The 12550-nt window shown below is 68.4% G+C and carries 12 protein-coding genes; 8 read left to right on the top strand and 4 right to left on the bottom strand.

The features are described from left to right. Window positions 1–318 precede the first annotated feature (318 nt). The gene (locus DID96_RS23270) at window positions 319–942 is read left to right on the top strand and encodes a hypothetical protein (RefSeq protein ID WP_260463984.1); all 624 of its coding nucleotides are present in this window, start codon (window positions 319–321) and stop codon (window positions 940–942) included. Window positions 943–1023: 81 nt separating this feature from the next. Here the strand turns inward: DID96_RS23270 and DID96_RS23265 are convergent, their stop codons facing one another. Together DID96_RS23265 and DID96_RS23260 are read right to left on the bottom strand one after the other, a co-directional pair. Next, the gene (locus DID96_RS23265; RefSeq protein ID WP_124601620.1) at window positions 1024–1458 is read right to left on the bottom strand and encodes a YciI family protein; all 435 of its coding nucleotides are present in this window, start codon (window positions 1456–1458) and stop codon (window positions 1024–1026) included. A gap of 130 nt (window positions 1459–1588) precedes the next feature. Next, window positions 1589–2407, bottom strand: coding sequence for a FadR/GntR family transcriptional regulator (locus DID96_RS23260; protein ID WP_124601619.1), 819 nt, complete (start codon window positions 2405–2407; stop codon window positions 1589–1591). 239 nt (window positions 2408–2646) lie between these two features. On the opposite strand from DID96_RS23260, the gene DID96_RS23255 reads away from it, so the two are divergent. From DID96_RS23255 to DID96_RS23225, 7 genes are all read left to right on the top strand, one after another. Beyond that, window positions 2647–3855, top strand: coding sequence for an ABC transporter substrate-binding protein (locus DID96_RS23255; RefSeq protein ID WP_124601618.1), 1209 nt, complete (start codon window positions 2647–2649; stop codon window positions 3853–3855). 69 nt (window positions 3856–3924) lie between these two features. Further along, entirely contained in the window at window positions 3925–4785 is an 861-nt protein-coding gene (locus tag DID96_RS23250) for a branched-chain amino acid ABC transporter permease (protein WP_124601617.1), read from the top strand. Continuing rightward, window positions 4782–5837, top strand: coding sequence for a branched-chain amino acid ABC transporter permease (locus DID96_RS23245; RefSeq protein WP_124601616.1), 1056 nt, complete (start codon window positions 4782–4784; stop codon window positions 5835–5837). The genes DID96_RS23250 and DID96_RS23245 overlap by 4 nt, the downstream gene beginning before the upstream one ends. Further along, window positions 5834–6601: an ABC transporter ATP-binding protein gene (locus tag DID96_RS23240; RefSeq protein ID WP_124601615.1), complete on the top strand. Its 768-nt coding sequence runs from the start codon at window positions 5834–5836 to the stop codon at window positions 6599–6601. The genes DID96_RS23245 and DID96_RS23240 overlap by 4 nt, the downstream gene beginning before the upstream one ends. Further along, complete coding sequence (locus DID96_RS23235; protein WP_124601614.1) at window positions 6598–7299, top strand: ABC transporter ATP-binding protein; 702 nt, start codon at window positions 6598–6600, stop codon at window positions 7297–7299. The genes DID96_RS23240 and DID96_RS23235 overlap by 4 nt, the downstream gene beginning before the upstream one ends. A gap of 34 nt (window positions 7300–7333) precedes the next feature. Beyond that, window positions 7334–8668, top strand: coding sequence for a Zn-dependent hydrolase (locus DID96_RS23230; RefSeq protein WP_124601613.1), 1335 nt, complete (start codon window positions 7334–7336; stop codon window positions 8666–8668). After that, window positions 8665–10167 (top strand): M81 family metallopeptidase, encoded by a 1503-nt coding sequence (locus tag DID96_RS23225; protein ID WP_124601612.1) that lies wholly within the window; start codon window positions 8665–8667, stop codon window positions 10165–10167. Before DID96_RS23230 ends, DID96_RS23225 begins: the two co-directional genes overlap by 4 nt. Window positions 10168–10206: 39 nt before the next feature. Here the strand turns inward: DID96_RS23225 and DID96_RS23220 are convergent, their stop codons facing one another. Next, on the bottom strand, window positions 10207–11637 hold the full coding sequence (locus tag DID96_RS23220) for an MFS transporter (protein WP_124601611.1): 1431 nt from the start codon (window positions 11635–11637) through the stop codon (window positions 10207–10209). A gap of 151 nt (window positions 11638–11788) precedes the next feature. Then, window positions 11789–12550: an ABC transporter permease gene (locus tag DID96_RS23215; protein WP_124601610.1), complete on the bottom strand. Its 762-nt coding sequence runs from the start codon at window positions 12548–12550 to the stop codon at window positions 11789–11791.

Genomic DNA, 12550 nt, shown 5'->3' with positions numbered 1-12550 from the left:
CGGGAAGCGGTAGGGCAACAGAAGCTGGGCAGCAGGATCGGGGCAGCGTGAGCCGACAGGCGCGCGCGGCACGGTCTCAGGGGTTCCTCCCAAGTTACGCAGCCGGTCGCCGCCGCTCACAATGCACCAACGGCGATACATGCCCGATTGACCGCGTGCATGCGCGGCGCGTCGGGCGGGTCCGGAACAACGAGCGACGCCGGTCGGGGAAATGCAATGCAGGGGGGAGCCATGTCTCCGCACGCTCACGTCGTTCTCGTTCTTGCGATCGGGTGGCTCGCCGCTGCGCCGGGCCGCGGGCTGGCTGAGGACCGCGTCATGCACTTCGATGCCCACGTCGAGGCGCCGCAGAACGAACTGTCGGATCGCCCGATGGAAACGGACGAGCCGCAGCACGCGCTCGTCATTCACGGCCGGAAGGATCCGAAGGTCGAGCTGTGGCTCGGCATCGATTACGCGTCCACCAATCCGCAGTGCCGGTCGCGGACCTGGTTCGGTCGCATCATGGGCGCGCCGGAGACGACGCAGGTCATCGGGGACAATGTCCGGTTGCCGGCCGGCCAGGACCGCTTCGACATCCGCTTTCTTCTCGATCGCTACGAGCCGGGCCGCTGCGGCTGGCAGCCGGTGCTGGTGCGCCACGCGGAGTTCGTTCCCGGCGTCGGCGCCGGGCCGGGGGGATGGAGCGCGCTCGTCGGATTCAGCGATACGGGCAGGAGCGAGGCCACCATCGGCTGGTCGTGCCGGCTCGGCATCGATGCGACGTCGCCGTCCTTCCTCGGCTGCTTCGCGACGAGCCGTGGGGATGTCGCGAGGATGTCCAGTCAAGGCGGGACGGTCAACGTGAGCTTCGCGCTCGTGCAGCAGTTGCCGCAGCCGCCGGTAGCGCCGGTGCCGCAGGGGCTGCAGACGAGGCTCCCGGTGAAGGCGGGCGGCGGGTGAGCGCGTGCGCGGCGGCGCGCGGGTCTCGCGTCCGCCGCCGCGTTGCGCCGTCACGCGCCGCCGCCGCCGTCAGTGCCTGTGTCAGTGTTTCTGCTGCGCGGCAGCGATCTCCGCGCGCAGCTGGGCCTCTTGCTCCTGCAGTTCCGGCGTGAATTCCGCGCCGAAATCTTCCGCTTCGAACACCTGCCGGATCTCGATCTCGGATTCGCTTTTCATCGGATTCGGGCAGCGCTTCACCCATTCGACGGCTTCGTCCATCGATTTCACCTGCCAGAGCCAGAAGCCGGCGATCAGCTCCTTGGTCTCGGCGAACGGCCCGTCGATCACGGTCCGGCCCGGCCCCGAAAAGCGCACGCGCTTGCCGCGCGAACTCGGGTGCAGCCCTTCGCCGGCTTGCATCACGCCCGCTTTCACGAGTTCCTCGTTGTAGCGGCCCATCGCGGCCAGCAGTTCGGTGTCCGGCATCTCGCCGGCCTCGGATTCGCGGGTTGCCTTCACGATCACCATCACACGCATTGTCATATCTCCTTGAACGGGAAACGGTTTGGCGTCCGCCGGCCGCGCGGGCAGGCGACGAACGCTTACGACACTACGACGAACCACGGCACCGGAAATCGACATCGCACCCGGAAAATCTTTGTCGGGCTCAGGATTGGCTCGTGCGCACCCGCTTGCGGATCTCCGAGTCGAGAATCAACCGCCCGCGCAGCTTGCCCTTCATCCGCTTCACGTGTTTCGGCGCTTCGGTCATGTGTTCGACCATCAGCGCGCGCACGCGCTCGACGTCGCGTTCGCGCGCGGCCTGCAGGATCGCGCGGTGAATCGCGACGTTCGCTTCGCCGAAGCGCTTGTGCTCCGCGAGCGGCGTGTCGTTCCGGAACTCGATCAGTTGCCGGATCATCTCGTTGATCAGTTCGCAGCTGAAGCGCAGGAACGGATTCGGGTTCGCGGCCGCGAGGATGTCGTGGAATGTCGTGTCCTCCTGGCGCTGCCGCACCAGATGGCCGCGCTCGAGCGCGCCGGACGAGCCGTCGCAGCACGCGATGTTCGCGTCGAGCGCCGCGAAGTCGCGCTCGGTCAGGTGCGGCACCGCGCCCGCGGCCAGCTCGGGTTCGAGCAACTTGCGCACGGTATAGATGTCGTCGATCGTCACGTCCTTGAAGAACAGGTAGTTCTGCAGCAACTGCAGCGTGCGGTCGAGCGGCACCTCGACCACCATCCCGCCGCCTGTCGGCCCGGTCGTGACCTTGATCAGGCCCTGCACCTCGAGCGACTTCAGCGCCTCGCGGATCGTGCTCTTGCTGACCGCGTACAGCTGCTGCAGCTCGGCTTCGCGCGGCAGGCGGTCGCCGGGCTTCAGGTTCTTTTCCGTGATGAGCCGCTTGATTTCCTCCGCGACGAGATCCGCGCGCTTCGGCTGCTTGATTTCGACCGCGATGCCCGCCCGGGCTCGGTCCATGACCATCTTCAAGACTCCTTTGTCTGACTGCGCGCGCATCGCATCGTACATCGTCGTCGATCCGTGCCCGCGCAGGGTAGGGAATTTTGCCTGATTGACACCAATTTTGATCATCCCTAGGATCAGGATCATCCTATTTATCATGATAAATAGAATGAACCGGCGGCGCATCCTTTCCGGTGCGCGTTGGCACGGTTTGGCAGTCGGTCGTATCGCGTGTGTCCATCCCAGCAAGGAGCGTCAACTTGAATCGCCGAGAACTGTTGAAACTGGCCGCGCTGTCGGCCGTGCCGGGCGCGCTCGGCAGCTTGTCGTCCCGCGCCGCGTTTGCGCAGGGCGCGCCCATCCAGCTCGCGTGCCCGGTGCCGATGTCGGGCCCGTTCGCCGCCAACGGGAAGTACGCCGATCTCGGCATGCAGCTCGTCGTCAAGCAGTACGGCAAGGTGCTCGGCGCGCCGCTCGCCTATTCGGCCCTCGACACCGAAGGCAAGCCCGCCACCGCGGTGCGCCGCGTGCAGGAGATCGCGCAGCAGAAGGGCGTGCGCTATTTCGCGGGCGGGATCCTGTCGTCCGAATCGCTCGCGATGGGCAAGGAAGTCCAGAAGGCGGGCGGCGTGTTCATCACGACGGCCGGCGCGGACGAGATCACCGGCAAGGACTGCAACGACGCGACGTTCCGCTGGTCGGTGCCGACCTTCGGCGCGATCGAGCAGACGGTGCGCCCGCTGATCGGGATGCTGCCGAAGGCGAAGCGCTGGTACACGATCACGCCGCAATACGTGTTCGGCGACGGCCTGCTGTCGGCCGCGAAGGCGATCTTCAAGGAGAAGGGGATCGAGCACGTCGGCAACAGCTACCACTCGCTCGCCGAGAAGGAGTTCAGCGGCTACCTGACGAACGCGGCGGCCGCGCAGCCGGACGTGCTGCTGATCCTGAACTTCGGCTCGCAATCGTCGGACACGCTGCGCCAGGCCGTCAGCTTCGGGATGAAGCGCAACTGCACGATCCTGGTCGCGTGGGCGTCGGGCCTCGAGCAGTTCGAGGCGCTTGGGCCCGACATCTGCGACGGCGTGTATTTCGGCGCGCAGTACTGGCACGGCATCGATTCGCCGCTGAACCGCGATCTCGTGAAGCGCACCAACGCCGCATTCAAGGCGAACCCGAACTACAGCCTCGCGGGCTCGTACATCTGCTCGAAGATCCTGATCGACGCGATGGTGAAGGCCGGCAGCGCGGATCCGAAGAAGGTCGTCGCGGCGATGGAAGGGATGAAGTACGACGGCCTGACGGGCCCCGAGGAAATCCGCAAGGGCGACCACCAGGTGCTGAAGAACTACTACCTGCTGAAGGGCAAGCCGAAGAGCCGGATGAAGAGCGCGGACGACTACGCCGACATCGTCAGCGCCGGCCAGTCGTTCCTGCCGGTCGACAAGACGGGCTGCAAGCTCGCGTGACGCTGTGCATGTGCCCGCGGCCGTCGTGCGCCGCGGACGTCCGTTACCTTCCTTTCTGACACGGAAGCCATGAACGTCTATCTGCTGCAGATCGTCAACGGCATCGGCGTGGGAATGCTGTATTTCCTGCTCGCTGTCGGCCTGTCGATCGTGTTCGGCCTGCTGCGCTTCGTGAATTTCGCGCACGGCGCGTTCTATCTGCTCGGTGCGTACCTGTGCTATCAGGCGCTGCAATGGTCGGCGAATTTCTGGGTCGCGCTCGCCGTCGTGCCGCTCGTGGTCGGCGCATTCGCGTGGGTCGTCGAAAAGCTCGTGCTGCGTCATGTGTACGCGCAGCAGCACGAATTCCACATTCTCGCGACGGTCGGCCTCGCGCTCGTGCTGCAGGAGTGCGCGATTCTCGCGTGGGGCCCGCTCGGCGACAACGTGCCGCCACCCGACGCGCTCAGCGGCGTCGTGATGTGGGGCAGCTTCGTCTACCCGAAATACCGGCTGTTCGTGATCGCGTTCACCGCGGTGCTCGCCGCGCTGCTGTGGTGGGTGCTCGACGGCACGCGGCTCGGCAGCACGGTGCGCGCGGGCAGCGAATCGTCGGAGATGGTGTCGCTGCTCGGCATCAACGTGACGCGCGTGTTCAGCCTCGTGTTCGCGCTCGGCGCGGCGACGGCGGCGCTCGCCGGCGTGCTCGCCGCGCCGATCCGCGGCGTCGATCCGTTCATGGGCATCGAGGCGCTCGGCGTCGCGTTCGTCGTGGTCGTCGTCGGCGGGATGGGGAATTTTCTGGGGGCGCTCGTCGGCGGGCTGCTGGTCGGCATCGTGCAGAGCGTGATGAGCACGCTGTGGCCGGAAGGCGCGCGGCTGATGATCTACGTCGCGATGGCCGTTGTGCTGCTGGTGCGTCCGAATGGATTGCTCGGGAGGGCTGCATGATCGAATCGTCGAAATCGCTGCCGGCCGGCGCGCCCGCGCCGCAGGCCGCGCGGCCGTCGCGCGGCGCGCTGTTGCGCCGGCCCGAGGGCTGGCTCGCGCTCGCGGTCGTGTGCGCGCTGCCGCTCGCGTTGCGCTCGGGCTCGCTCGCGACCGAGGTGCTCGTGTTCGCGCTCGCCGCGCTCGGCTGCAACCTGCTGCTCGGCTTTACGGGGCTGCTGTCGTTCGGGCAGGGGATCTTCTTCGGGCTCGGCAGCTATGCGGCCGGCGTCGTGCTCACGCACGGCGTTGCGTCGACGCCGGCCGCGCTGGCGGCGGCCACCGCGCTCGGCGCGCTCGCGGCGCTGCTGGTCGGCTGGTTCTCGATCCGGCAGCGCGGCACTTACTTCGTGATGCTGACGCTCGCGTTCGGCCAGCTGTTCTACTTCCTCGCGTACACGACGCCGGACCTGACGGGCGGCGACAACGGGCTGCTCGACATCCCGCGTCCCGCGCTGTCGCTGTTCGGGCATCCGTTCGTCGTGCTCGATTCGCCGTGGCGCTACTACGGCTTCGTCGCGGTGCTGTTCATCGCGGTGTTCTGGCTGCTGCTGCGTGTGTCGCAATCGGTGTTCGGCCGCACGCTGCTCGCGATCCGGGACAACGAGGCGCGCGCGGCGGCCGCCGGTTACGACGTGAAGCGCTTCAAGCTCGCGGCGTTCGTGATCTCGGGCGCGGCGACGGGGCTCGCGGGCGCGCTGCATGCGCTGATGACGGGCATCGCGCCGCTGTCGAACATCGACTACCACACGAGCGAGATGATCCTCGTGATGACGGTGATCGGCGGCACCGGCAACCTGTTCGCGTCGGTGCTTGGCGCCGCGTTCTACGTGCTGTTCGCCGACTGGCTGTCGACGTTGTGGCCGCGCTGGCTGCTGCTGCTCGGCCTCGTGCTGATCGCGGTCAGCCTGTTCATGCAGCGCGGGTTGTGGGGACTGGGTGAGCGTGTCGCAGCGTCGCTGCGGCGCACCGAACGCACGGCCGATACGGCTGATACGGCCAGGGGGCATCAATGAGCGAAGCGATTCTCGAGGCGCGCGGCGTCGTCAAGCGCTATGGCAAGTTCACGGCGCTCGGCGGTGTCGACCTGCGCATCCTGCCGCGCACCGTGCATTCGGTGATCGGCCCGAACGGCGCGGGCAAGACGACGCTGTTCCATACGCTGACCGGCACGCTGCCGATCACGTCCGGCTCGATCGTGTTCGACGGTCACGACGTCACGCGCGAACCCGACTACAAGCGCGTGCGGCGCGGCATCGCACGCTCGTTCCAGGTGACGAGCCTGTTCGCGAGCCTGAGCGTGCGCGAGAACCTGCGGGTTGCCGCGCAGGGCGTCGATGCACGCCGCGCGCTGAATGCGTGGACGCCGCCGCACGGCGCGCTCGCGCACGGCGAGACGGTCGACGCGGTGATCGAACGCCTCGGCCTGCAGCGTTTCGCGGCGACGGCCGCGGGCGCGCTGTCGCACGGCCAGCAGCGCCGGCTCGAAGTCGGGATGGCGATTGCCGCGCGGCCGCGTGCGATCTTTCTCGACGAGCCGACGTCGGGGATGGGGATCGACGATCTCGACGACATGAAGACGCTGATCCGCGGGCTGCGCGACGACTACACGGTCGTGCTGATCGAACACAACATGGGCATCGTGATGGACATCTCCGACACGATCACGGTGATGCAGCAGGGCCGTGTGCTGGTCGAAGGCAAGCCGGACGCGATCCGCGGCGACGAGCGCGTGCGCGCCGCCTATCTCGGCAACATGATCACGGGAGGCCGCGCATGATCCTCGACGTGCGGGACATACACGCCTGTTACGGCAAGAGCCACATCCTGCAGGGCGTGTCGCTGTCGGTGCGCGACGGCGAGACGGTGACGCTGCTCGGCCGCAACGGCGCGGGCAAGTCGACGACGCTGAAGACGATCGCGGGCGTCGTCGCGGCGACCGGCGGCGAGGTGACATTCGCCGGCGCGGCGATCGCGGGCAAGCCCGCGCACCGGATCGCCGCACGCGGGCTGTGTTTCGTGCCCGAGCATCGCGGCATCTTCCGGCTGCTGTCGGTCGAGGAGAACCTGCGGCTCGGCGCGCGCCGCGATTCGCCGTGGCAGCTCGACGACATCTACCGGATCTTTCCGCGCCTGAAGGAGCGCCGGCGCAACGGCGGCGCGCAGCTGTCCGGCGGCGAACAGCAGATGCTCGCGATCGGCCGCGCGCTGATGAACCATCCGCGCCTGCTGATGCTCGACGAGCCGGTCGAAGGGCTCGCGCCGGTGATCGTCGAGGAGATCGTCGCGCAGCTCAGGCAGATCAAGGCGGCCGGTGTCGCGATCCTGCTCGTCGAGCAGAACCTCGAAGTCTGCACGCAGCTCGCCGACCGGCACTACATCATCGAGCAGGGCGTGATCGTCTACGAAGGCGGCAATGCGGCGTTCGCCGCGGACCGCGAAGTGAAGGACCGTTACCTGGGCGTCGGCGTCGCGTGAGCGCCGCGTCTTCTCATTGCGAGGGATTTCATCGATGCAAGTTCAGGATTCGACAATTGGCGTCGCGGCATCCGGCCTGCGCGTCGACGGCGCACGGCTGTGGGACAGCCTGATGCGTCTCGCGCGGATCGGCGCCACGCCCAAGGGCGGCGTGTGCCGGCTCGCGCTGACCGAGCTCGACCGCGAAGCACGCGACCTGTTCGTCGCGTGGGCGAATGCGATCGGCTGCACGGTGCGCGTCGATGCGATCGGCAACCTGTTCGCGCGGCGCGCGGGCGTGCGTGACGACCTGCCGCCCGTGACGACCGGCAGCCACATCGACACGCAGCCGACCGGTGGCAAGTTCGACGGCAACTACGGCGTGCTCGCGGGCCTCGAAGTGCTGCGCACGCTCGATGATGCGGGCGTGCGGACGCTGGCGCCGCTCGAGGTTGCGGTGTGGACCAACGAGGAAGGCTCGCGCTTCGTGCCGGTGATGATGGGCTCGGGCGTGTTCGCGGGCGCGTTTACGCTCGAGCATGCGCTTGCGCAGCGCGATCGCGACGGCGTCGCGGTGCGCGACGCGCTGGCGGCGATCGGCTATGCGGGCCATGCGAATGATGGGGGCGATGGGGGCGACGCGCACCGGATCGGCGCGTACTTCGAGGCGCATATCGAGCAGGGGCCCGTGCTGGAGGCGCACGGCACGACGATCGGCGTGGTCGAAGGGGCGCTCGGCCAGCGCTGGTACGACGTGACCGTGCACGGGATGGAAGCGCACGCGGGCCCGACGCCGATGGACCTGCGTCGCGACGCGTTGCTCGTCGCGGCCGACCTGGTGCGCGCGGTGAACGCGATCGCGCACGCGTATGCGCCGCACGGACGCGGCACGGTCGGCTGGATCGACGTGCATCCGAATTCGCGCAACGTGATTCCGGGCCGCGTGACGCTGACCGTCGACCTGCGCGCGGCCGACGACGCGTCGCTGGCCGCGATGGATGCCGAATTGCGCGCGGCATGTGAGGAAGCGGCCGCGCAGGCCGGCATGCGGATCGACGTCGAGCAGGTCGTGTATTTCCCGCCGCAGCCGTTCGACACGGCGCTCGTCGAGACGGTGCGTGCGAGCGCGGCCGCGCTCGGCCTGTCGTCGATGAACGTGATCAGCGGCGCGGGCCATGACGCCGTGTATCTCGCGCGCGTCGCGCCGGCCGCGATGATCTTCGTGCCGTGCAAGGACGGCATCAGCCACAACGAGATCGAGGATGCCGACCCGGCCCATCTCGAAGCGGGCTGCAACGTGCTGCTGCACGCGATGCTCGGCGCGGCTGGCGTGGCCGATGTGGCCGATGTGACCGATGTGACCGATGTAGCCGGAGAGGGCGCGCAATGAGGATCCTGATCGCCCGGATGAATCACGAGACCAACACGTTCTCGCCGGTCGCGACGCCGCTCGCGGCGTTCGGCCGCCACGGCCCCGACTGGGGCGAGGACGCGTACCGCGCGAACAAGGGGATGCGCACCGCGATGGCCGCCTTCATCGACGCGGCCGAACGCGACGGCGCCGAACTCGTGACGCCCGTGTCGGCGGCCGCGAATCCGAGCGGGCCCGTCTCGGCTGCAGCCTACGACGCGATCTGCGACGCGATCGTCGCGGCGGCGCCGGGCTGCGATGCGGTGATGCTCGACCTGCACGGCGCGATGGTCGCCGAGCAGACGCCCGACGGCGAAGGCGACCTGCTCGCGCGCGTGCGCGCGGCGCTGCCCGGCGCGCCGATCGCGGTCGCGCTCGACCTGCACGCGAACGTCACGCAGAAGATGATCGATCACGCCGACGTGATCGTCAGCTTCAAGACCTATCCGCACGTCGACATGTACGAGACCGGCGCGCAGGCGGCGCGGCTGCTGCTCGATCGGGTCCACGGCCGTGCGCGCCCGGTGCTCGCGTGGCGGCAGCCGCCGCTGCTGACCTCGACGCTGCGCAGCGCGACCGCGGAAGGCGCGATGCGGCGCGCGGTCGACGCGGCGCGCGCGGCCGAGGCCGGCGGGATGCTCGCGGTGTCGGTGCTGTCCGGCTTTTCGCTCGCGGATATCCCGGCACCGTGCATCAGCGTCGTCGTGGTCGGGGATGGCGACGCGGCGGCGGCCGACGCGGCCGCCGAGCGCATCGCGCGGCAGATCTGGGACGCGCGCGACGATTTCGTGTTCCGCAGCCTGCCGCTCGCGGAATCGGTCGCGCAGGCGGCCGCGCTCGCGCGCGGCGCCGACAAACCGGTGCTGATGCTCGATCACGGCGACAACTGCATGTCGGGCGGCACGTGCGACACGATGGATCTGCTGGAGGAAGCGCTTGCGCAGGGCCTCGACGGCATCGTCAGCGGTCCGCTGTGCGATCCGGAGGCGGTCGCGCAACTGATCGCGGCGGGCGTCGGCGCGACCGTCACCGTGCCGGTCGGCAACAAGCTGCCGCAGCCCGGCGGCGCGCGGCGCGAGCCGTTGCGCGCGACCGGCGTCGTGCGGGCGATCACCGACGGCGAGTACGTGATCACCGGGCCGACCTATACGGGCCAGCGCGCGTACATGGGCCGCGCGGCGGTGCTCGATCTTGGCGCGGCAACGCTCGTCGTCACCGAACGCACGCAGGAGCCTTGGGATCTCGGCGTGTTCGAGAGCGTCGGCGTCGATCCGCGCCGCGCGCGGTTCCTGCTGCTGAAGTCGCGGATGTATTGCCGTCCGGTGTTCGTGCCGATCGCGGCGGCGCTCGTCGAATGCGACAGCCGGGGCGTGACGAGTTCCGACTATGCGCTGTTTCGCTACGAGCGGCTCGCGCGGCCCGTGTATCCGCTCGATGCGGTGGCGGAGTGGGAGCGCGCGGCGCGCCGCGTCGCTTAACGTGGCGGTATGTGCGGTATGTGCGGTATGCGGCGGCGGTCAGGACGCCTTGTCCACGGCCGCCGTATACCGAGCGCCACTGCCCTCGTCGTCGCCCGACGCCAGCGCCTCCAGCGCAAGCCCCTTCGTCTCGATCCCGAGCGTCCACACCGCGAGCGCCGCCGCCGCGAACGACAGCGCGCCGAGCGTGAACACGCCGCCTTGCCCGAACACCGGCAGCACGACGCCGACCACGTACGGCCCGATCAGCGACCCGACGCGCCCGATCGCCGACGCGAACCCGGACCCCGTCGCGCGCGCACCGGTGCCATACAGCTCCGGCGTGTACGTATACAGCGCGGCCCACATCCCGAACAGGAAGAACTGCATCGCGAGGCCCGTGCCGATCAGCAGCGTCATGCTGCCGCCGTACAGCGCGCTCTGTCCGTACGCATACGCCATCGCGCCGCCGCCGAGCAGCGACGCGATGCAGGTCGGCTTGCGGCCCCAGCGCTCGACGAGCCAGGCCGCGCACAGGAAGCCCGGCACGCCGCCGAGCGAGATCAGCACCGTATAGAACACCGATTTCGTGACTTCGAAGCCGGCCTGCTGCAGCAGCGCGCCGAGCCACGACGTGAGCCCGTAAAAGCCGAGCAGCGCGAAGAACCACAGCAGCCATACCATCGTCGTGCGGCGGCGGTACGCGCCGCTCCAGATCTCGCGCAGCGCGCCGTGGCCGCGCCGGGCCGGCACTTCCGCGATACGCGCGGGCGGCGGCAGCGTCGCGACGCGGGCCGAGCGCATCACTTTCGCCTCGATGTCGTGCATCACCGCGTCGGCGTCGCCGAGCCGGCCCGCGTGTTCGAGCCAGCGCGGCGATTCGGGCACGATGCGGCGCACGATCAGCACGAACACGGCCGGAATCGCAAGCAGCGCGAACACGGTGCGCCAGCCGAACTGCGGCAGCACGAAGTACGACACGACGCCCGCGGTGATGAAGCCGAGCGGCCAGAAGCCGTCCATCAGCGCGATCAGGCGGCCGCGGTTCGCGGTCGGCACGAACTCGGACAGCAGCGTCTGCGCGACCGGAAACTCCATGCCCATGCCGATGCCGAGCAGCACGCGATAGACGATCAGCGCGTCGACGCTCTGCGCGGTCGAGCACAGGTACGACGCGGCGCCCCACAGCACCATGCTCCACTGAAAGACCGGCCGGCGGCCGAAGCGGTCCGCGAGCAGGCCCGCGACCGCCGCGCCGAGCACCATCCCGAAGAAGCTCGCGCTTGCGACGAGGCCGGCCGCCGCGGTCGACAGCCCGAACTCCTTCTTGATCGAGCCAAGCACGAACGTCATCGTGCCGAGATCGACCGAATCGAAGAAGAACGCGATCGCGATGATGAAGAAGATCAGTTTGTGATACCCGGAAAACGGCAGGCGTTCGAGCCGGGCGGCGGCGCTGGCGCGCGTGATGGAGGCGGTGGCGGCGGGCATGGCGTCCTCTGAAAGAAAAGGAGCCTCGAAGCGACAGGCTTCAAGGCTCCGAGCTTTCAGTAGACTTGACCACAAAAGGCCGCATCAGAGGAAAAGCGCCGCCGGCTTGCACAAATGCGCCATCGCCTTGCCATCGCCGCGCCGCCGCCCGTCAGTTCTTCAACCGGTACCCCGTGCGGAAAATCCACGCGACGATGGCGAGCAGCACGATGAGGAACAGCGAGGTCGCGGCGAGGCTGATGCCGACGTGCACGTCCGCGAGCCCGTAGAACGACCAGCGAAAGCCGCTGATCAGGTAGACGATCGGATTGAATAGCGTGACGATGCGCCACACGGGCGGCAGCATGTCGACCGAATAGAAGCTGCCGCCGAGGAACGTCAGCGGTGTGATGATCAACAGCGGCACGAGCTGCAGCTTCTCGAAGCTGTCGGCCCAGATGCCGATCACGAAGCCGAACAGGCTGAACGTGACCGACGTCAGCACGAGGAACAGCACCATCCAGAACGGATGCAGGATGTGCAGCGGCACGAACAGCCCGGCGGTCCCGAGGATGATGAGCCCGAGCAGCATCGATTTCGACGCGGCCGCGCCGACGTACGCGACGACAACCTCCCAGTACGACACGGGCGCCGACAGGATCTCGTAGATCGTGCCGGTAAAGCGCGGGAAGTAGATGCCGAACGACGCGTTCGAGATGCTCTGCGACAGCAGCGACAGCATCACGAGGCCCGGCACGATGAACGACCCGTAGCCGATCCCGTTCACGTCGCTGATCCGCGAGCCGATCGCGGAGCCGAACACGACGAAATAGAGCGACGTCGAGATCACCGGCGCGATGATGCTCTGCATCAGCGTGCGCCGCGTGCGGGCCATTTCTGCGCGGTAGATCGCGCGGATCGCGTGGAAATTCAT

It is taken from the genome of Burkholderia sp. Bp8963 (genome assembly GCF_003854275.1).
Taxonomy (GTDB): Bacteria; Pseudomonadota; Gammaproteobacteria; order Burkholderiales; family Burkholderiaceae; genus Burkholderia.
This window is presented reverse-complemented; position numbering and strand designations above follow the sequence as displayed.